This is a genomic window from Haloarcula sp. CGMCC 1.6347 (assembly GCF_037078395.1).
Classification (GTDB): domain Archaea; phylum Halobacteriota; class Halobacteria; order Halobacteriales; family Haloarculaceae; genus Haloarcula; species Haloarcula amylolytica.
This window is the reverse complement of sequence record NZ_JAYMGX010000003.1, coordinates 16,347-36,888: the sequence shown is the minus strand read 5'-3', so window position 1 is coordinate 36,888 and position 20,542 is coordinate 16,347. Positions and strand designations below refer to the sequence as shown.

Sequence of the window (20,542 nt, the reverse complement as noted above, 5' to 3'; positions counted from 1 at the left end):
ACGAATAGATGGCATCCGTGCCACCTAAAATCTGATTGGGATCTGCATCAGAAAGCCGGCTGGATCGGACTCAGGATATCATAGATAAGAACGGGTGCGCTCGATTCTTAAAAGCGCGCTGCGTAGGTGTAATAATGGCTTATACAGGTAGTGAGACGTCCGATTGTATTCACGTTCTGTATGTAAACGACGATAGTGACTTTGCTGAGTTGGCGGAGACGAAACTCGTGAATATCTCATCGGGCTTTGAAGTCACAGCTGTCGGGGCTGTGGAGGCTGCGCTCGACTTGCTTGTGACTTCGACTGTCGATTGTGTAGTCACGTCGTACTCGCTGCCGGACGGGACGGGAATTGATCTCTTAGATCGGCTCCAAGCTGAACAATACGAAATACCGACAATACTATTCACTGGCCGGGGAAGCGAGCGAATCGCGAGCGAGGCAACGCAGGCGGGCGTCTCCGATTACATTCCGATCCATGCGGGCGAGAACAGTTTCGAGTTGCTCGGGCGCCGCATACAGACGCTCGTCGAAGCCGCTCGTAAACAAGCGGTCGCCGAACGACTGTCCGACCGCTTCCAGCGAACGCTGGAACGGGCAACTGACGGGATCTACGCCGTCGGCGACGAGTGGCGTATCGAATACATAAACGAGAAGATGGCCAGGCGTGTCGACCGCGACCCCGATGCTATCATCGGTGCCAGTATCTGGGAAGAGTTCCCCTCGATTGTTGGGACGGAACTCGAAGACAAATACCGAACCGCGATGGAGACCGGGGAACCGGTGTCGTTCGAACAGTACCTTGGCGAGCCGTTCGATTACTGGGTCGAAGTTCGAGTGTTCCCGGACGATGACGGTCTCACCGTCTTTTCACGCGAAACAACGGCCGAGCGGGAGCGAGAGTTGGAACTGGAGCGCAGTGAGACAATCCTCGAAACCATCCACGACGCCGTGTTCGTCCTCGACGATGCGGGGACGATCGAATTCGCGAATGCGGCTTCGAAACGGCTGCTCACCGGGGACCAGTCAACGCAGATCGCAGGGCAGCAGTTGGAGACAGTTGTGGGCAACCGTATTTCTACGTCTGATACAGAGCAGTTTACATCTGCGGTCCGCTCGACGCTCAATGACATAGAAGGCGACGGAGGCGTCACGGGATTGTACGACGCGGACCTGCAACTCGATATCACGACCGGGGGCGACAAGCGGACGTTTGACGTCCGCGTTACGCCGTTCCGGAGCAACGAGAGCCGTCAGGTGCTCGTCGTTGCTCGGGACATCACGGAACAAAGCGACGTCAAGCGACAGTTGGAGCGCGAGCGTGACGCGCTCCGGGAACTCCAGACCGTCATGGCAAAGAGTGATGTCTCGGCCGAGACGCGCCTCCAGGAACTGCTCGAACTGGGGTGTCGAACGCTCGGTCTCGAAATCGGAATCGTCTCACGCGTTCAGGGCGACGATTACACCGTTACGGCAGCGCACGCACCAGACGACGAAATCGAACCCGGAGATCAGTTCGATCTCGAATCGACGTACTGCGAGGCAGTTATCGGGACAGACTCGGTCTGTTCGTTCGCAGACGCAGTTGCCGATGGGAGAGAAACCCACCCGGCATATCGTGAGTTCGAGTTAGAGTCGTACATCGGCGTGCCACTCGTCGTCAACGGGACCCGGTACGGGACGGTCAATTTTTCGAGTCCGACGACGCGAGTCGAGCCCTTCGGAGCGCTAGAGCGAACGTTCGTGAAACTGCTCTCAGAGCTCGTGAGTGCCGAGATTTCGCGGGGGCGGGACCACGCCGACCTCCAGCGCCAGGAGTTCCTGTTCGAACGCGTGCAGGACATCGCAGACATCGGAGTCTGGGAGTACTTCCCGTCGGCTGGCACCCTCGACTGGTCTGACGGGGTCCGTCGGATTCACGGTGTTGACGACGATTACGACCCGGTGCTCGACGACGCGATCGAGTTCTACCATCCTGACGACAGGGAGACGATTACGCGGGCTGTCGAGCGGGCAATTGCGGACCGAGAACCGTACGATCTCGATCTCCGAATCGTCCGGACTGGCGGTGACGTGCGCGATGTGCGGGCGTGGGGAGAGCGCGTCGACGACACAGAGGACGACGAACCGTTGCTTCGGGGCGTATTTCAGGATATCACGGAGCGAAAAGCCGAGGAGCGCGCACACCGAGAGCTTGCCGAAGAGTACGAGGCACTGCTCAACACCTCCGGTGACGCCATATTCATGCTCGATGTCGATACAGCCGGTGACGAGCTAGCGTTCGAGTTTGCTCGACTCAGTCCCGGCTACGAGTCACAGACCGGACTCACTACCGACGAAGTTCGTGGCCAGACACCACGGGAAGTATTCGGTGCCGAGCGCGGGGCCGAACTCGCAGCGAACTACACTCGCTGTGTCGAACAGCGTGAGCCAATCTCGTATCAGGAAGAGTTGGACATCGCTGACGACGCACGGTTCTGGGATACGAGCCTCGCGCCGGTCATCCTCGAAGACGAAATCGTCCGAATCGTCGGCATCGCCCGCAACGTAACCGAACAGGTCGAGCGGGAACGCGAACTCGAAACGACGAACCAGCGACTCGAATCACTCATCGAGGCGACGCCACTCACCGTCATGGAAATCGACACGGACGGAACTGTCATCCGCTGGAACGACGGGGCCGAGAACATGTTCGGCTGGTCACGGGAGGAGGTGCTCGGCGAGTTCAATCCGATGGTCCCGGACGAGCAGCAGGCTGAATTCGAGTCCCACCGACAGCGCGCACTGAGCGGCGAGCCGATTCGCGGCAAGGAGATACGCCGGGAAACGAAAGGTGGTGAGGTACTGGATCTACTCCTGTCGGTTGCCCCCATCACTGCTCCGGATGGGGAGATAACGAGCATACTGGCCGTTCTGGAGGATATCACTGACCAGAAGCAGTTAGAGTCGAAGCTCCGATCACTGCAGGCGACTGCGCAGCGGCTCAGTGGCGCACAGTCGAGTGCTGAAATCGGCGACATCGCTGTCGAGGCTGTCGTCGATATTCTCGGGTTCGAGCTCACCGGGATCTGGGAGTCTGCCAACCAAGCCGACGAGCTCGTCCCGCTGACGGCGAGTGCGGCCACGAGAGAACTGCTCGGTGAGCTCCCGCGGCTGGAGTCCGGAGAGGCGCTTGCGTGGGAGGCGTTCGAGGCGTCGGAGTTGCGTAAATACGACGATCTCCAGTCCGAAGTAACACTCGGCAAGGCCGACGCACAACTCAGGAGCGGCCTGTTCGTGCCTCTGGGCGAGTTTGGGCTTATCGGCGTCGGAACGACCCAGGAACAGACGTTCTCTGATACAGACGTGGACCTGTTCCAGATACTGGGTGCGACTGTCGAGGCGGCATTCACACGCGCAAGCCGGGAAACCGAACTGCAGCGGCAGAACGAGCGGCTCGACGAATTTGCCAGTGTCGTCGCCCACGACCTCCGGAACCCGCTGTCCATCGCCATCGGGTTTCTCGACATCGTCGAGGAGACAGGCGACCTCAGTTACCTAGAGCGTATCGAGGCGGCACACGACCGCATGGAGCAGTTGATCGACGACCTCCTGACGCTGGCACGCGGCGAGAGCACAGTTACGGACACGAAGCAAATCGATCTCAAAACCGTGACCACGGAGGCGTGGGGATACGTCGACACCGCTGACGCAACGCTGACAGTTGCTGAAGCGGTCCCGACAGTGGCTGGTGACGCCGGCCGGTTGACACAACTGTTCGAGAACCTCTTCAGGAACGCTATCGAGCATGGTGGGGACGCCGTCACCGTCACCGTCGGGCAGTTAGACGGCAGTGACGGGTTCTACGTCGCGGACGACGGCGACGGGATTCCGCCGGCAAAGCGTGAGGAAGTACTGGAACACGGCGTGACGTCTACCAAAGGAGGCACTGGCTTCGGACTCTCTATCGTAGAGGACATCGCCAAAGCGCACGGCTGGACCGTCCGTGTGACGGAGAGCACTGCTGGCGGGGCACAGTTCGAGTTCCGCTACTGAGGGAAGCGGTGGTCGTGGTTTCTCGGCATCGACAGTGGTGGAACCCGTGATGGAACCGACAGAACCAGTGCTACGGCCAGAGCCCACGCGCTTCGTGGGCCTCCGCGATACGGGACAGGGCGACGATGTACGCCGCATCGCGCCACGTAATGTCGCGGTTTTCGAACTCCGTCCGGACGGCGTCCCAGGCCGCCCGCATCTCTTCGTCGAGTTCGTCGTTCACGCGCTCGAGTGACCACGACCGACGGTTGATGTCCTGTAGCCACTCGAAGTAGCTCACCGTGACGCCACCGGCGTTCGCCAGGATATCCGGAATCACCATGACATCTCGGTCAGCGAGGATGGAGTCAGCGGTGGACGTGGTCGGGCCGTTTGCCCCTTCCACGACGAAATCCGCGGCGATGTCGTCCGCGTTGGCCTCGGTGATGACGTTCCCGAGTGCGGCCGGGATGAGGACGTCGACGTCCAGCGTCAGCAGCTCGTCGTTGGAAATCACGGTGTCGGCGTACTCGGTGACTGCTTCCGGTTCCTCGTCGTGTGACGGTACTGACGCCGTATCGATTCCGGCGGGGTCGTACATTGCTCCGTTCACGTCGCTGATCGCGACGACAGTCGCGCCCCGTTCGTCGAGTAACCGTGCTGCGTTCGCACCGACACTGCCGTAGCCCTGTACTGCGACCGTGGTCTCTGACAGCGGCTGGTCGTAGTACTCACAGACCAACTGTGTGATAATCGCGACGCTCCGACCGGGCGCGTCTTCACGCCCTTCGCTCCCACCGACAATCGGGGGCTTCCCAGTGACAACACCGGGAATTGTCTCGCCTTCCTGCATGGAGTAGGCGTCCATCAGCCAGGCCATCGTCTGTGGGTCCGTTCCCATGTCCGGGGCGGGAATGTCCAGATTCGGGCCGATGACTTTGCGGAGTTCCTGTGCGAACCGGCGGGTGAGCCGTTCTTTTTCGTCTCGGCTCAGCGTTTTCGGATTGACCGCGATACCGCCTTTCGCGCCGCCGAAGGGGAGGTCCATCACCGCGCATTTCCAGGTCATCCAGATCCCGAGGCCGACGCATTCGTCCCTCGTCACGTCGGGGTGATAGCGAAGCCCGCCTTTGTACGGTCCCCTGACGCTATCGTGCTGGGCTCGATATCCAGTGAACACGTCGACTGTGCCATCGTCGCGCTCAATCGGAACGGTGACTTCGTGGACGTTTCGCGGGTGGTTCAGTCGCTCGACGATGTTCGGGTCGATATCGAGGTGGTCCGCGGCTCGGTGGAGTTGTAGACGGGCTGTTTCGAGCGCTGATTCTGGCTCGGGCGGCGTCGGCGAGTCTTCCGAAGGAGAAGCGGAGCTCAGTTCCGATCCCATCGTTATTCCAGCGGTGTCAGTCGGTTTCGCATTTCACCGCCACAGTCCTGACAGTTCTCCGGTTGGCTCTCTGCAGTGATGACTTTGCCACACGCAAAGCACTCGTACGGTGTCTCCTCGTCGTGGTCTTGCTCTACATCTCTCATGTGTATTCACGAGTGACGGTGTCCGACCGTCAGTACTCGATTAAGGAATAGAAGGACATCAAAGGAATATTCAGAGGTTAAACAAAGAAGCAGGAGTTGATTAGGTTGTTTATTATTGAACCCCGTTCACGACTCCAGACCCGAGACACTCCGGTCTTCGAACAATGTGGTGAACAGCTTCCGCTGGACAGTCCGGACGTGCTGGTAGAACGCCGGCGGAGAGATTTCAAGCATCGTCGCGATGTCCTCGCCGGACTTCGTGCGCGGTGACTCGAAGTAGCCGCTGTAATAGGCGGTCTGAATCACTTCTAGCTGGCGCTCCGTGAGGTCCATGAGGAACTCCGAACTCCGGTCCTGCTCGATACCCCGTTCGAGCGTCTCCTTGCGCTTGAGTTCGACGCCGGAGAACGTGCTGTCGACCAACTGTGCGATGTTTCGAACGTCGACGCTCTGTGGCACATCGACGACGAGTGTCGTCCCGTCCGGATCGGCGGTCGCTTCCCGGAAGATAGCACCGTGGTCGGCCAGTTCTAAGGCGAGGAACGGCTGTGACAACTCCAGCCGCAGGACGCCGCGCTCGGTGTCGTCGTCACTGATCTGTGTCACGTCGTCAATCGACGTCATCTCCGCCGCAGCCGCCGCGACCGTTTCCACGTCAGCGTCTTCGACCGTGACGAACACGCTGTTACCAGCCGGCGCGTGCTGGATGCCGCCCTCGTAGGAGAGGGTACACCCCGCCGACCGGGCGAGTCGCGACAGGAGGAACCGCTCGTCATCGATGCCAAACTCGACGCGGGTCACCGACGTCGTGAGCAACGCGTGTTTCCGTTCGATGGCGCTGAGTGCCGAGGCGATCGTCTCGCCGAGTTCGCGCAACACTGTGCGCGTTGTCTCGTCGAACGCGTCTTTCGTGTCCGCGTAGATGGTGAGAATGCCGTGCCTGAGATCGTTGTACACCAGCGGGATGCTCAACACCGAGAGGAAGTCGCGCGTGAGCGCGTCCGACCGCCACGGCGCGTTCCGGAGGTCGGCGGCGACGTTAGGGATCATCGTCACTTCACCGGTCGCAGCCGTCTGGCCGGCGGGCTCGGTCTCGGAGTCCGCGACGGCGATTGATTGACTGTCGAGATACCCCTGTTCGTTGCCGGCCCACGCTCGCGGTTCGACGGTATTACCGCCCGGATCGACGCTCCCGATCCACGCGAACTTGAATCGGTCCGTGTCAGTCAGCCGTTCGCAGACAGTGTGGTTGATCTCTTCCTGAGTTTCGGCGCTGACGATCGTCTGGTCTATCTCCCGAATCGTGTTGTTGATGTGATTCAGGGCGGTCAGTTGCTCGTTCTGTCGCTGGAGTTCACGGTCCTGTTCCCGGAGCTGAGATTCTCGGACGACTCGGTCGAGAGCAGCCTCGGCGGTCGCTGCGAGCAGGTCGGTGAGTTCCTGTGTCACGTCGTCGAACACCCCGACGGCTGTCGAGCCGCTGACGAACACGCCGTGGTTGCCCAGCGGAATGAACATGACGCTCCGGAGGTCGGTCGCCCGGTTTTCCAGTCGGTCCGACGTGTGGACGTCGTCGAACACGAGTGTCTCATCGTTGACGAAGCTGTGGCTCGGAAGCGTGTCGTCGTTCGTGCGGACGGCCGGCAGCGGCCCGTGGTGGTCGGTCATCGCCTGTGACTGTGTGACAGGCTGGAGTTCGTTCGTCTCGACGTCGTGCAGGTAGATGGCACTCGCGGAGACGTCGAACACACTGAGCACGTCGTCGACGATGTGGTGGGCGATCTCCTGATCGGTCTCCGTGTAGAGGAACTTCCGTGCGGTTTCCTGCAGCGTCGCCAGCGCTTCCTCGCGCTGTTTCCGTTTCGTGATGTCCCGGCAGCTGTACAGCAGTGTCCCGCCCTGAATCGCGACTTCGCGGACGTTGACCAGCAGCGTGTGCTCGTGGCCGGCTTTGTCGGTGACGGTACACTCGATGTTCTTGAGCACGCCCTTCTCGGCGAGTTCAGCACGGTCGAACAGGTCCTCGCCGAGGAGCGTGTCGATAGTTTCCTGCTCGCGGATCTCGTCGTCGGTGTAGCCGAAGATGAAGTGGACGTTCGGGCAGACGTAGGTGTACTCCCCGTCCTCGTTCGTCATGAGGACGGTGTCGGTCATGTTGCTGAGCGTGACCCGGTGGAGTTCCTCGGACTGGCGGAGGTCACGGTCGAGGGTGACCTGCTCCGTGATGTCTATCCCTTCGATCACGATCGAGGTGACGTCGCCGAAGTCGTTCTCGACCGGCCGAACCGAAAGCTCGATAACGCGGTCCGTGGCCGTGGTCGGCCGGTGAACGACTGCGTTACCGAACTGCCCGTCGCGTGCGGCCTCCACGAGCTGCCGGATGTCGCGTTCGGTCGCCTCGGACTGTGCCCACCACGGCAGCGTCCAGAACAGATCACCAATGACCCCGTCAACTGCCTCGTCAATCATCGCCCGTCCCGTCTGATTCACACGGGCGAGCGAGCCATCCGGGTCGAGGACCCAGGTGGCCGTCTGTGTGTCGTGAAAGACGGCGTCGAACTGCCGCGCCCGTTCGCGCTGTGTGATCGCTCGCCGAGCGGACTGGAGCGCGTTCCCAGTTCGCTCAACTAACTCGTCTATTCGCAGGCCGTCTGCTCCGGTCAGTGGGACGTAGTCGGAAACGCCGGCCTGGATTGCCTCGCTCGCCAGGGCCTCGCTGCCGTCCGTGGTTCCGAGGACAACCGGGAGGTCCGGAGCCGAATCCCGGAGCTGTCGGACCAGATCAGTGCCACTCCCGTCGTCGAGTGTCTCGCCCGTGACGAGACAGTCGACCGAGCGCTCCCGAACGGTATCCAGGGCGTCCGATGTCGTCGCAACGGTGCGAACAGCGGCCTCGGTGCTGGCGCTGAGAGCCGCTGTGAACGGCTCGGTCCAGGCCGTCGAACCGACAACGAGAACCCGGGCCGTATCGAGGGGCGTCTCGCTGACGCTCATCTGCGTCTCCCGGGCACAAAGCTATCACTGTGACCGGTGGCGCCACGCGTGGCCGCTCGTTCGAGTTGTCGCCACCCGTCGGGAACGGGGTGTTTCGGTTGCCGTGTTCTGTATGGTGGGTTCAATAGTAAACACCTGGTGTCTGGTGGACTTCGTTGCTAAACAATTTAGTATTTGCTTATTCCCGCGGTCGTTCCGATAGAGTGCCATCGGTCGACGGCCGGTACTCGGGGAGACACATGACGGACATCACACAGACGCCGACACGGTCGGTCCCTGCCCGTCGTTCGGGCAGTCGCGAGACAATAGCTCCCGCCGATTCAGCTCAGCTATGATGGATGTACAACGTCGCTTGACGGAGAAGAGAGCTATCAGGCACGTCGAAGCGCCGACGTCGATGCCAGTGTTCCGTTCCGTGACGCGGGTCTGGCACTTCCCCAGCGGAGACGTCCTGCTCGAACGTGCCGAACGTCGTGACTGTCTGATCCCGGACGTCGACCGGGTCGACGTTCCAGTACGTGGAACGGAACAGGTTGCGGATGCTGTGGCACTCGATACGAACACCGCTGTTCGGGTGACGGACAATACAGGAAACGTAGTTGTGTCAGAATTTGATAAGAATGTGAAGATAGGATAAGAGATTCGGATTCAAGCGCGGTTGTAAGCCCCTCTTTTAGTTCCTACTATATCGAATGATATAGTAATTTTCCTGGTAGAAATAGATAGCTTTTGGTATCTCGATGAATCCCGTGGATATATGTCTGATGTAAATCCGTACCAGAGTCTACGGACACAGATAGATGCAGCAGCACAATATTTAGACATTTCAGAGGGACAGCTGGAACGGCTGAAAACTCCCGAGCGGATACTGGAAACGAACCTGTCTGTCGAGATGGACGACGGGTCGGTCGAGGTGTTCCGTGCGTACCGGTCACAGTTCAACGGTGACCGCGGCCCGTACAAGGGCGGAATCCGCTATCACCCGCAGGTGGACCGGGACGAGGTCAAGGCGCTCTCCGGGTGGATGGTCTACAAGACGGCGACGGGCGATATCCCGCTCGGCGGCGGGAAAGGCGGCATCGTCATCGACCCGAGCAACTATTCCGAGAGCGAACTCGAACGGGTCACGCGCTCGTTCGCGAAGGAACTGACGCCACTGATTGGGGCCGACCGCGACGTGCCCGCACCTGACGTCAACACGGGCCAGCGCGAGATGAACTGGATCAAGGACACCTACGAGACACTCGAAAACACGACCGAACCCGGCGTCATCACCGGGAAGGACCTCGCAAGCGGTGGCAGCGAAGGCCGCGTCGAAGCGACCGGGCGTTCGACGGTCGTCGCAGCGCGTGAAGCCTTCGAGTATCTCGACAAGGACCTCGAAGGCGCGACGGTCGCGGTCCAGGGCTACGGGAACGCCGGCTGGATCGCGGCGAAACTCATTCACCAGATGGGTGCCAACGTCGTCGCCGTGTCCGATTCGAGCGGGGCTATCTACAGCGAAGCGTCGTTCGACCCCGTCGCAGTCAAGGACTACAAACGCGAAACCGGGAGCGTCGTCGGCTATCCGGACGCAGCGGAGGAACTCACGAACGAGGAACTGCTCACGCTCGACGTCGACCTGTTGATCCCGGCCGCACTCGAGAACGCCATCGACGAGTCCCTGGCACATGACATCTCCGCCGATGTCATCTCTGAGGCCGCCAACGGCCCGATTACCCCCGCAGCGGACGACGTTCTCAGCGACCGCGAGACGCTGGTCATTCCAGATATCCTCGCGAACGCAGGCGGCGTCATCGTGTCGTACTTCGAGTGGGTCCAGAACCGACAGCGCTTCTACTGGTCCGAAGAGCGCGTGAACGAGGAACTGGATTCGATTATCGTCGAGCAGTTCGGGAACCTCGTCGACGCCTACGAGGAACGGAACCTCCCGTCGCTCCGGACCGCCGCGTACGTCGTCGCACTCCAGCGGGTCATGAACGCCGGCGAGCAGAGCGGCACCTGGCCATAGGCGAGTCCCAGACCACGGCCAGTCACGCGTCGCTGACGGGTCCGAGAGCGCTCTGTCACCAAACGACACGATATTAAGGCCGTCCAGCGACGAGGGGCACTATGCCAACCGACCGCGTCACCGTCTCTCTCGACGAGGAGACCAAGGAGACGTTAGAGGGGCTGACCGACCGAACTGGGGAAAGTCAAAGCCAACTGATCCGCGAGGCAATCGCGTTCTACGCGGCGAACTTCGACTCGGCGCACGCGAGCGACAGCGACCACCTCCAGACGTACTACGAGATGCTCTCGACGGGCGAACATGTGCTTCTGGACATCGACTTGCTGCACGCACTCCTGAGCCAGTTTAGTGATCCAGCACAACGTGACGAGGGGGTTCTCGAAATGATCGATCAGGTAGCCCAATACCACGCCCAGGAGTACGCCGAGCGGTTCGATTCGCTCGAAGACGTTCTCGAATGGCTCTCGCTGTGTGGGTTCCTGACCGTTCGACGGGACGAAAAAGGGAGTTTCCACGTTGTTTTCCCATCCGAGTCGGTGCGATGGTTGATGATCCGGTTCATCCGCGGTAGCATCACCGACCTCCCGTTCGAAATCGAAATCGAAGAGAGCGTTTCGAAAGTACTGTTGCGAGAGCGGGAACCGTGAATACCCCCCGCCCGGGACGCAAACCGACTCGAATCCGGTGGTGGATGTTGCATACTTGTTCACACATCTAGTGACGCGTACACAGAGTTCATACGACCGATGTTCCGGTCACACACAGGTCTTAACAATGTTTTTGATTACCTGCTGGGACCGTGACAGTGGCTATCAAAACCAACAATCATGAGCATTACAAAACGACTCAAAGCCGTCGGCCCGGGAGCGATGGTCGCCGCCGCGTTCATCGGCCCAGGCACGGTCACGACTGCGAGCGTCACCGGGGCGGAGTTCGGCTACGCGCTTCTGTGGACAATGGTCTTCTCGATCGTTGCGACGATCGTTCTCCAGGAGATGAGTGCCCGACTGGGCCTCGTCTCGGGCGAAGGACTCGGTGAAGCACTCCGGGAGCGGTTCGACAATCAGATCGTCGAATACGTGAGTATGTTCCTCGTTGTCGGCGCGATCGGCGTCGGGACCGCCGCCTACGAGGCCGGAAACATCCTCGGCGGTGCCGCAGGGCTCGCGACAATCACGGGTATCGACTCGACGGTGTGGGGCGTCGTGATGGGACTCGTCGCCGGACTCCTGCTCTACACTGGGCGCTATAAGCTGATCGAACGAGCGCTCATTGGGCTGGTCGCCGTGATGGCGGTCTCGTTCGTGGCGTCGGCGATCCTCATCGGTCCCGATCCCGGTGCGATTGCGATGGGGTTCGTCCCCGGTATCCCCTCGGGGTCGCTGTACCTCATCACCGGCCTCATCGGCACGACCATCGTCGGGTACAACCTGTTCCTGCACGCGAGTAACGTTCAGGAGCGGTGGAGCGGTCCCGAGGATATCGGCCACTCGCGTATCGACACGGTGCTGTCTATCGTCGCAGGCGGCGTCATCACGATTACGATCATGGTGACCGCGGCCGCAGCGTTCGAGCCCGGAACGCAGATCAGCGATATCGGCCGGATGGCCGAACAGCTCCGACCCATCGCCGGGCCGTACGCCGAACTGTTCTTCAGCATCGGCATCTTCGCCGCTGGGTTCACGAGCGCAACGACAGCACCGCTTGCGGGCGCGTGGGCGACCACAGGTGCGTTAGGCTGGGATTCAGATATGCAGAGCACACAGTTCCGTGCCGTCTGGGGGACCATCCTCGGTGTCGGAGTGCTTTCGGTGTTGCTGGGTGGCAGTCCCGTCCAGATCATCGTGTTCGCACAGGTGGTCAACGGGATTTTATTGCCGATCGTCGCGGTGTTCCTGATATACGCGATGAACCAGCGGGACCTCCTCGGTGAGTACACGAACGGGTCGATAGCGAACGCCCTCGGCGCTATCGTGACGCTCATCGTCGTGTGGCTCGGGGTTCGGACGCTGCTCAGCGTCGCGGGGGTACTGTAGATGGGAGATCGGAGAATCGGTGTCGACGTCGGTGGAACCTTCACCGACGTGACGCTGGCACTCGACGGCACGCTCGTGACCGCGAAAGTCCCGAGCACCGAAGACCAGAGCGAGGGCGTAATCGCCGGGATCGAGAAGGCCTGCGAAGCGGCCGACATCGACCCGGAGAGCGTGACCGAGTTCTCTCACGCGATGACCGTCTCGGTCAACGCACTCCTCGAAGAGGACGGCGCAAAGACCGCGCTCGTCACGACCGAAGGGTTCCGGGACGTGCTGGAAATCGGCCGTCAGGACCGCCCGTCGCTGTACGACCTGTCCGCGGAAAAGCCGACACCGCTGGTTCCCAGACGCCGACGCTTCGAAGTGTCCGAACGGACGACCACCGACGGTATCGAACAGCCCGTCGACGAGGCCGAAGTCCGGGCAATCGCCGCGCAGTTACGCGAGATAGATGTCGAATCCGTCGCCGTCTCGCTGCTGCACGCGTACGCGCACCCCGAAAACGAACAGCACGTCGCAGACATCCTGCGGGACGAACTCGACGTTCCGGTCTCGGCTTCCCACGAAGTCCTCGCCGAGTTCCGCGAGTACGAACGAACCTCGACGACGGCCGTCGACGCGTACGTACGGCCGGCGATCGACCACTACGTCAGTCACCTCACCGACCGTACTCGGGAGCTTGGAGTCCCACAGCCCCGTATCATGCAGGCCAACGGCGGCATCACCGACGCCGATACCGTCAGGCGGAACGCCGTGACGACGGTTCTCTCGGGCCCTGCCGCCGGCGTCGTGGGGGCAGGGTCGATGGCGGCCGACGAACAGGACGGGCTGGTCACGTTCGATATGGGCGGGACCTCTAGCGACGTGAGTCTCGTCCGCGACGGCGAGGCCGAACGGACCACGGAGGGCGTCATCAACGAGCGGCCGATCAAGACGCCGATGGTCGACGTCGAGACAGTCGGCGCAGGTGGCGGGTCCACCGCCTGGGTCGACGCCGGGGGCGCACTCCGCATCGGGCCACGCTCCGCCGGAGCGAACCCCGGCCCGGCCTGCTACGGGAAGGGCGGCACTGAGCCGACCGTCACCGACGCGAACCTCGTGCTGGGCTACATCGGAGAAAGCACCAGTCTGGGTGGCGAACTGTCGCTCGATGCGGATGCGGCGTACAACACGCTTGCGAACCTCGCCGACGAGGCGGGTCTCGACAGCCCACTGGAAGCCGCCCGTGGCGTCTATCGCGTCGCGAACGCGAACATGACCAGGGCGATCCGCTCTGTGACCGTCGAGCGCGGGTACGACCCGCGGAAGTTCGGGCTCGCTGCGTTCGGGGGTGCCGGGCCGATGCACGCGGCGTCCATCGCGGACAGCCTCGATATCGACCGGGTGGTGATTCCACGCGCTTCAGGCGTGTTATCGGCTTACGGCCTGCTCGCAGCCGACGAGAAGCGCGACGCGGTGCGGACGTATCAGCGGTCACTCGACGCGGTCGACCCCGACGATGTCGACGCCGTCTACGAAGAATTATCCGAAGAACTGCTGGCTGAAGTCAGCGACCGCGAGGCGGCGACAGTGCGACACTCCGCTGACCTCCGGTACGCCGGCCAGAGCTTCGAACTCACCGTGGACGTCGACCGGCCGTTCGACACCGCGGACGCCCGCGAGCGCTTCGGCGCAGCCCACGAGTCCGCGTACGGCTATCGAGCGGGCGAGTCCGTCGAACTGGTGAACTGTCGCGTGACGACGACCGTCGAACGGAACGCGCCGCCGGTCGAGTACGATGCCGGTGGCGACCCACGGAAGGGGTCCCGCGAGGCGGTGTTCGCCGGCGATGTCCGCGAAACCCCGGTTTACGAGCGAACGAAACTGCCACCACAGGACGAAATCGACGGCCCCGCGATTGTCGAGGGCGATGAGAGCACAATCGTCATCCCACCGGCCTGGAACGTCCGGGTTCGCGATGACGGGACGCTGACAGCAGAGGTGAGCGACGAATGAACGACGAAGCTACCACACCGAGTGACGAACAGGAGGTGATCGACCCCGTAACGCTGGAGATCCTCAGGAACCAACTGGAGAGCGTTGCAACCGAGATGGGACATGTGCTCATCCGCGGGGCGTACTCCCCGAACATCAAGGAGCGACAGGACTGTTCGACGGCGCTCTTTGACGCGTCCGGTCGGATGGTCGCGCAGGCCGAACACATCCCGGTCCACCTCGGCGCGATGCCCGATGCGGTGGATATCGTCCTCCAGAAGGACCCGAAGCCGGGCGACGTGTTCATCGTCAACGACCCGTTCGCGGGCGGGACACACCTCCCGGACATCACGCTCGTCTCGACGATTGCGCCCAACGACGAGATCATCGGGTACGCAGTCTCGCGAGCCCACCACGCCGACGTGGGCGGGAGTTCGCCGGGGAGTATGCCACCGGGCGCACAGGAGATCTACGAGGAAGGACTTCGACTGCCGGCGGTTCGCCTCGTCGACGGCGGCGAACCCAACGATGCGGTCCACGACCTCATCCGTGCCAACGTCCGGACGCCAGACGAGCGCGAGGCGGACCTCCGAGCCCAGCGCGCCGCGAACGCCCGGGCCGAGGAACGCATCGGTGAACTGCTGGCGGAACACGGGCCGACCCTGCTCGACGCGTTCGATGCCGTTATCGACTACTCCCGCGAGCGGGTCGAAGCTGAACTCGACGGGCTCCCGGACGGAACGTATCGAGCGCAGGATATCCTCGAAGGCGACGGCGTGACCGACGATGACATCCCGATCGAGGTGGCCGTCACCATCGATGGGGCCTCGATAGCTGTCGACTTCGCCGGGACTGCCGAGCAGGTGACAGGCAACCTGAACGCGCCGCTTTCGGTCGCGAAGAGCGCGGTCTACTTCGTCGTCCGAGCGATCACCGACCCGGAGATTCCGCCGAACCACGGCTGTTACGAGCCGGTGTCCGTGTCCGCACCCGAAGGGTCAGTGCTCAACCCGGACGCGCCAGCAGCGGTCGTCGGTGGCAACGTCGAGACGAGCCAGCGCGTCATGGATGTCACGCTGGCGGCGCTCGCCACGGCCGTCCCCGACAGGGTTCCCGCCGGTGGGCAGGGAACGATGAACAACCTCATCATCGGCGACCGAACCGGCGATTTCACGTATTACGAGACGATCGGCGGCGGGTTCGGTGCCCGGCCCGAAAAGGACGGGATGGACGGCGTGCAGGTCGGAATGACGAACACGCTCAACACGCCCGTCGAAGCGATGGAGACCGAGTATCCGCTCCGGGTCGAGCGGTACGCGCTGCGTCCGTCGAGCGGCGGCGACGGCCGATACCGTGGCGGCCTGGGCCTCGAACGAACCGTCACCGTCGAGACAGACGCCACCGTGTCCCTACTGACGGAGCGCCGGCGGACGGCCCCCGCTGGAATCGACGGCGGCGAAGACGGCGCGACAGGGGAGAATCTGGTCGACGGCGAGCCGGTCCCCGCGAAGGCCTCCGTTGACGTCGCGGCCGGGACGACCGTCTCCGTCCGAACGCCCGGTGGTGGCGGGCACGGTGAGCCGGCAGAGCGGGACCCGGAAGCCAGGGACCGTGACCGACGCGACGGAAAGGTAGACGACTGATGACGTGCGGGTTCGGTTGCCCCAGATAAAGTGCGACCGAGCCATGAAGCGTTCTGTTTCGAGCGTGACTCTCATACGAGGGCAACACGATACTGTGTACTGAGATGAAGGTCCCGCTCGGAATCACGACCCTCCACCTCTCACAGAGGAGTGCGCTTCTGTTGCTCCTCGCCGTTGGGCTTCTCGGCTTCGGAGGGTACGACTACGTCCAGCAGTCACAGGCGGTCGACAACGTCGTCCCCGTGCAGGCAACCATCACCGACTCCAGTGTCGATCGAATGGACGGCGGACGTGGAATCGACTACGAGCCGGAGATACGCTACACGTACCAGTATCAGGGGGAGACGTACACCAGCGAGCAGGTGTTCCCGAGTACGGGCGTACGGACCTACTCCGACCGGTCGAGGGCGGAGTCGGTGGTCGAGTCCTACGAGCCGGGTACGACGGCCCGCGCGTACGTTTCACCAGCCGACCCGGACGACGCGTTCCTGATTCGAGAGCGGACGCCGTGGCCGCTGCAAGCCATCGCCGCCGGCGGTTTCCTCTCCGTTATCGGGGTGCTGGCCGGGCTGGGGGCGAAGAACCCGGGCCAACAGGAGCTCCGTCCGGCAAGCGAGGTGCAGCCAGCGCCACGCGAGACGTGGGTTGACAGCCACGGCGAGACAATCCACCGGCTATCGAAACAGGGACTCGGTGTCTGTTTCATCGGTTTCTGGCTCTCGCTGGTCGTGTTAGTTTTCGGCCTGTTGAACACCACCGGTGACTTCGGCGGCTCGCCACAGGCGATTCAGGCAGAACTTCTGGGACCGGTCGGGCTCCCGATGCTCGTGGGGTTCAGCTTCTGGGTCGGGATGATCATCTCACTGTGTCTGTACGGCGTCTGGTCGTTCACCGAGTACCGGCAGCTCCGCCGGCGACTTCCTGACCCAAAACCACCGAGTCCGTTCAGACACCCGAGTCGGCTTGTCACGATACTCGGAACCGACGACGGTGATTTGGGTGAGTACGGACACCGTGTCCGGCTGACTGGATGGGTGTTACTGATTGTTGCCGGGATGACGGCGACGCTGGCGTATCTCCTCTACACTGCAAGCTGAATAGGCACCCGAGGTCGGACGTATCGCCGAGTCGTGCCACCGACGGTTAGCTATCTGCCGTGCCGATTGCTTTCTGTACACCGAGCCAGTTCGTGATGGAGCCGTCGGGACCGGTGAGTGGCACTATCGTCACTCGGTTTTTGAAGCGTGTGCCGTCCGACCGGTAGTTCCATAGTTCGACGGTCCGCTGTTCCCAGATGTCGATCCCCTCCTGAAGTGTCGCGACCGACTCTGGGTCCGTTGCCGGCCCTTGCAGGAGGCGGAGATTCTCGCCGCGGAGTGCGGTCAGCGAGTGGCCCGTCATCTCTCTGAACGTCTGTGTCGCATATCTGAGCGGATTATCTTGGTACGCAGGTCCCGTGAGTGTCAGGCCCAGCGGTGCCGTCCCGAGTCGCACCATTTTCGCGATAATCTCTCGCTCGAAGGGCGTCACAGAGCCGAGCTTGAGCGCATCGAGGTTCTGAAGAATGTCTGCCGGCGACTCGTCGGCAGGGTGTGGATCGACAGTCCGGAGCTGGTGTGTTTCGACAAGGCCCGGAAGCCGCTGGCGAAACCGCTCCTCGTCGAGCAACATGGTTTCGATAAGTACGTCCCTCAGTTCGGCCATGATCGCAGTCGCCAGTTCTAGCTGCCGGGAACACAAACTCCCGTCGATATCCGGGTTTGTAGCCGATCAGCCGTGCCATTCATGCTGGTATAGCCCCTGTTTCAGAGACACACGGCACCTACGATATCAATGTCTGAAGACGAGCATCCGGTGACTGGCCTTCCAACGTCCAGCGAGACATACAGCCCTGGTGATGCTGTTGCCCTCCAGGTCGATGCGCTAAAAACGAACGACGACCCGTTTGAGAACGCGGGTATTATGACGGCGTACAACTTCGCCTCCCCAGCCAACCGCCGCTCGACTGGGCCACTGGACCGATTTATAGCCATGGTCGAGTCACCGCAGTACCGCCCGATAATCGACTTCGGAGAGGCTGTGCGAGGCTCTGTCGAGCGAAACGAAAACTACGCTGAACAGCGGGTGACGATTACGGGGCCGGATGGACGAACGACCACGTACGAGTTCGGTCTATCAGTGCAGTCCGTCGGCGAGTTCCGAGGCTGCTGGCAGACCGACCGTGTGGGAGTGGTCTGAGCTCACCTAACGAGAGGACCTAGCGTTACAGAACATCGTGAACTGCGCTTCAGTGGTTAATCGCCCCCCAATTCCGGGTGTTCAGCCGTTTCGATGTGACAGTCGTACGCCCCCATGCAGGGATTTTCGCATCCATGTCTCCCAGCGTCGGCAAGAGTATGTACCCAGAATTGGGCTGAATAACCTTGTATCGATAGTTATTTTCCATAGTTTTGTAGTATACGTATATAAATAGCTATTTTTATATTTGTGTCCGGGCTTTTAAAGGTATTTCTTACCTATTTCGGTTTAGATATTCGAGGGCGTCGGGCCTTGTCACCAATGAGTGAGTATATCTGGTTCGGTGGACTCGAATGGTGCCTGTGATTCCGAATCGCAGTGAGGTCCGGGGTACTTACCCGCTATCGCCGGGCGGTGCGCTCAGTCACTATCTGCCGGCGCAGCCATATTACTCGGTGTCTGGCTGTCAGCCTCGGTCTCGGTATACGTGATTTGCCAGCCGGTAACTCCCATGAGAATGAGGATAAGCGGCGAAAGGAAGCCCAAGAAGTAGTAGGGGGCGTACTGGAACGTACTGACGCCAAGCGTTCCGGCCATGAACACCGCGCCGCTATTCCACGGAATGAGCGCGCTCGTGACGGTGCCAGAGGACTCAATTGCCCGGGAGAGATTTTCGGTCTTGAGGCCCTTCTCTTCGTAGAGGCTCCCGAGCGTCACGCCGGGAACAACGATACTGATATACTGTTCTGCCGCAAGGACATTCATCGAGACTGATGACAGGACCGTGATTCCGGTGAGGCTACCGACGCTGTCACTGAGCTGGCCGAGGTGATGTGCCAGGACAGCGATAATCCCAGTGCATTCGAACAGGCCACCCAGTGCGAGTGCGGCGATGGCAATTGTTACGGCCCATGCACCGCCGACCATCCCACCGCTTGCGAGGAGGCCGTTCACGAGCTCCATCCCTGTTTCCGGGCTTGTTCCGCTCTGTGCGACGGTCCAGACCGATGTGAACGAGTTCCCCTGAAGCACGGCCGATGTAATCGCACCGGCAAAGACACCAGCACCAAGAGCTGGAATCGCGGAGATACCGTATATCGCCAGCCCAAATGTGACGAGAAGGGGGAAGAAAGCGAGCGGAGAGATCGTGAACGAGCCCGTGAGCGCCGTCTGTATCTCGGCGATGCGGTCCACGGGAATCGCTCCTGACGCGCGGATGCCGAGACCGGCGTACAGGACGACGGCAATAGAGAAGGCCAGGAAAGTCCCTGCCCGCATGGCATTGATATGGTCGTACAGGTCAGTGTTTGTCACCGCCGAAGCGAGGTTTGTCGTGTCCGAGAGTGGTGACTGTTTGTCTCCCGTGTATGCACCTGTGAGGATTGCGCCCGCGGTCATCGGTTCAGGGAGTCCGAGTCCCGATCCGATGCCTATGAAGGCAACACCGAGCGTCCCCGCTGCGGTCCATGATGAGCCGATGGCAAACGTTATCGCTGCAGTAATGATCGCCGTGAGCGGCAGGAACACTATCGGGTGCAGCAGGTCAAGCCCGTAGTACATGAGCGTCGGAATCGTTCCGGCCTGTATCCAGGTCGAGATGAGAGCGTAGACGATAAACAGGATAAACACGACCTGAATGCCCATTAGCAGCGTATGTGTAATCCCGGAGTACATCTCGTCCCAGGATATATCGAACCGGTAGTAACTGAACAGCCCAGTGAATGCAATGCCCCAGAGGAGTGGGAACTGCGGGTCAAGTCCATAGATGCCGATACCAATGCCCAGCGCGGTTAGCATCCCGATAATCGGTATCAGCGCCTCTCCCAGAGAGGGTCGGTCTTCGGGATCAATATCGTCGTACAGCTTGATGTCGAATTCGGAGCTCATTCTTATTGGGTCGGTTACTTATTGTCTGTACCGTTTTCTTCCCAGCAGTGGGCGTGTGCATTCAGTTTTCCGACTTGTATGCTTTGAAGCGACTTCTCAGTCGGTATACGGCTAGCTTGGCGACTATGCCGACTTGTCCAACAGCGCATATCGTTTGCTCCATTGACAGCGTCATTAATAAAAGTTCATGTAGAGAGCGGTCGCGAAACTGTT

14 protein-coding genes are annotated in these 20,542 nt (G+C 61.2%); 9 read left to right on the top strand and 5 right to left on the bottom strand.

What is annotated here, in order from left to right; genetic code table 11:
* Positions 1–134 precede the first annotated feature (134 nt).
* Positions 135–4,034, top strand: coding sequence for a PAS domain-containing protein (locus VI340_RS16195; RefSeq protein ID WP_336358748.1), 3,900 nt, complete (start codon positions 135–137; stop codon positions 4,032–4,034).
* 70 nt (positions 4,035–4,104) lie between these two features.
* Here the strand turns inward: VI340_RS16195 and gdhB are convergent, their stop codons facing one another.
* From gdhB to VI340_RS16180, 3 genes are all read right to left on the bottom strand, one after another.
* Entirely contained in the window at positions 4,105–5,400 is a 1,296-nt protein-coding gene (gene gdhB, locus VI340_RS16190) for a glutamate dehydrogenase GdhB (protein ID WP_008311769.1), read from the bottom strand.
* Between the two features lie 2 nt (positions 5,401–5,402).
* The gene (locus VI340_RS16185; protein ID WP_005533309.1) at positions 5,403–5,546 is read right to left on the bottom strand and encodes a rubrerythrin-like domain-containing protein; all 144 of its coding nucleotides are present in this window, start codon (positions 5,544–5,546) and stop codon (positions 5,403–5,405) included.
* 126 nt (positions 5,547–5,672) lie between these two features.
* Positions 5,673–8,540, bottom strand: coding sequence for a bacterio-opsin activator domain-containing protein (locus VI340_RS16180; RefSeq protein ID WP_336358747.1), 2,868 nt, complete (start codon positions 8,538–8,540; stop codon positions 5,673–5,675).
* Positions 8,541–8,871: 331 nt separating this feature from the next.
* On the opposite strand from VI340_RS16180, the gene VI340_RS16175 reads away from it, so the two are divergent.
* From VI340_RS16175 to VI340_RS16145, 7 genes are all read left to right on the top strand, one after another.
* Positions 8,872–9,177: a hypothetical protein gene (locus tag VI340_RS16175; RefSeq protein ID WP_049943019.1), complete on the top strand. Its 306-nt coding sequence runs from the start codon at positions 8,872–8,874 to the stop codon at positions 9,175–9,177.
* Between the two features lie 120 nt (positions 9,178–9,297).
* Positions 9,298–10,551 carry a Glu/Leu/Phe/Val family dehydrogenase gene (locus tag VI340_RS16170; protein ID WP_049943018.1) on the top strand — a complete coding sequence of 418 codons (1,254 nt, stop codon included), beginning with the start codon at positions 9,298–9,300 and terminating at the stop codon, positions 10,549–10,551.
* A gap of 101 nt (positions 10,552–10,652) precedes the next feature.
* Positions 10,653–11,198: a ribbon-helix-helix protein, CopG family gene (locus VI340_RS16165; protein ID WP_008311757.1), complete on the top strand. Its 546-nt coding sequence runs from the start codon at positions 10,653–10,655 to the stop codon at positions 11,196–11,198.
* A 180-nt stretch (positions 11,199–11,378) separates the two neighbouring features.
* Positions 11,379–12,587 (top strand): Nramp family divalent metal transporter, encoded by a 1,209-nt coding sequence (locus tag VI340_RS16160; protein ID WP_008311755.1) that lies wholly within the window; start codon positions 11,379–11,381, stop codon positions 12,585–12,587.
* Entirely contained in the window at positions 12,588–14,582 is a 1,995-nt protein-coding gene (locus tag VI340_RS16155) for a hydantoinase/oxoprolinase family protein (protein ID WP_336358746.1), read from the top strand.
* A complete protein-coding gene (locus tag VI340_RS16150) occupies positions 14,579–16,204 on the top strand; it encodes a hydantoinase B/oxoprolinase family protein (protein ID WP_336358745.1) in 1,626 nt (541 codons plus the stop codon). Before VI340_RS16155 ends, VI340_RS16150 begins: the two co-directional genes overlap by 4 nt.
* 104 nt (positions 16,205–16,308) lie before the next feature.
* Entirely contained in the window at positions 16,309–17,301 is a 993-nt protein-coding gene (locus tag VI340_RS16145; RefSeq protein ID WP_336358744.1) for a DUF3592 domain-containing protein, read from the top strand.
* 46 nt (positions 17,302–17,347) lie between these two features.
* On the opposite strand, the gene VI340_RS16140 is transcribed toward VI340_RS16145, so the two are convergent.
* Positions 17,348–17,908 carry a PAS domain-containing protein gene (locus VI340_RS16140; protein ID WP_336358743.1) on the bottom strand — a complete coding sequence of 187 codons (561 nt, stop codon included), beginning with the start codon at positions 17,906–17,908 and terminating at the stop codon, positions 17,348–17,350.
* 129 nt (positions 17,909–18,037) lie between these two features.
* Here VI340_RS16140 and VI340_RS16135 point away from each other — a divergent pair, with 129 nt between their 5' ends.
* A complete protein-coding gene (locus tag VI340_RS16135) occupies positions 18,038–18,442 on the top strand; it encodes a DUF4864 domain-containing protein (protein WP_008311749.1) in 405 nt (134 codons plus the stop codon).
* Positions 18,443–18,862: 420 nt separating this feature from the next.
* On the opposite strand, the gene arcD is transcribed toward VI340_RS16135, so the two are convergent.
* Positions 18,863–20,329 (bottom strand): arginine/ornithine antiporter ArcD, encoded by a 1,467-nt coding sequence (gene arcD / locus VI340_RS16130; protein ID WP_008311748.1) that lies wholly within the window; start codon positions 20,327–20,329, stop codon positions 18,863–18,865.
* Between the last annotated feature and the right edge of the window lie 213 nt (positions 20,330–20,542).

Bases quoted from the DNA above. Each gene is read 5' to 3' on its own strand.
- VI340_RS16195 (WP_336358748.1), top strand. From the start codon at position 135: ATGGCTTATACAGGTAGTGAGACGTCCGATTGTATTCACGTTCTGTAT.
- gdhB (WP_008311769.1), bottom strand. From the start codon at position 5,400: ATGGGATCGGAACTGAGCTCCGCTTCTCCTTCGGAAGACTCGCCGACG.
- VI340_RS16185 (WP_005533309.1), bottom strand. From the start codon at position 5,546: ATGAGAGATGTAGAGCAAGACCACGACGAGGAGACACCGTACGAGTGC.
- VI340_RS16180 (WP_336358747.1), bottom strand. From the start codon at position 8,540: ATGAGCGTCAGCGAGACGCCCCTCGATACGGCCCGGGTTCTCGTTGTC.
- VI340_RS16175 (WP_049943019.1), top strand. From the start codon at position 8,872: ATGATGGATGTACAACGTCGCTTGACGGAGAAGAGAGCTATCAGGCAC.
- VI340_RS16170 (WP_049943018.1), top strand. From the start codon at position 9,298: ATGTCTGATGTAAATCCGTACCAGAGTCTACGGACACAGATAGATGCA.
- VI340_RS16165 (WP_008311757.1), top strand. From the start codon at position 10,653: ATGCCAACCGACCGCGTCACCGTCTCTCTCGACGAGGAGACCAAGGAG.
- VI340_RS16160 (WP_008311755.1), top strand. From the start codon at position 11,379: ATGAGCATTACAAAACGACTCAAAGCCGTCGGCCCGGGAGCGATGGTC.
- VI340_RS16155 (WP_336358746.1), top strand. From the start codon at position 12,588: ATGGGAGATCGGAGAATCGGTGTCGACGTCGGTGGAACCTTCACCGAC.
- VI340_RS16150 (WP_336358745.1), top strand. From the start codon at position 14,579: ATGAACGACGAAGCTACCACACCGAGTGACGAACAGGAGGTGATCGAC.
- VI340_RS16145 (WP_336358744.1), top strand. From the start codon at position 16,309: ATGAAGGTCCCGCTCGGAATCACGACCCTCCACCTCTCACAGAGGAGT.
- VI340_RS16140 (WP_336358743.1), bottom strand. From the start codon at position 17,908: ATGGCCGAACTGAGGGACGTACTTATCGAAACCATGTTGCTCGACGAG.
- VI340_RS16135 (WP_008311749.1), top strand. From the start codon at position 18,038: ATGTCTGAAGACGAGCATCCGGTGACTGGCCTTCCAACGTCCAGCGAG.
- arcD (WP_008311748.1), bottom strand. From the start codon at position 20,329: ATGAGCTCCGAATTCGACATCAAGCTGTACGACGATATTGATCCCGAA.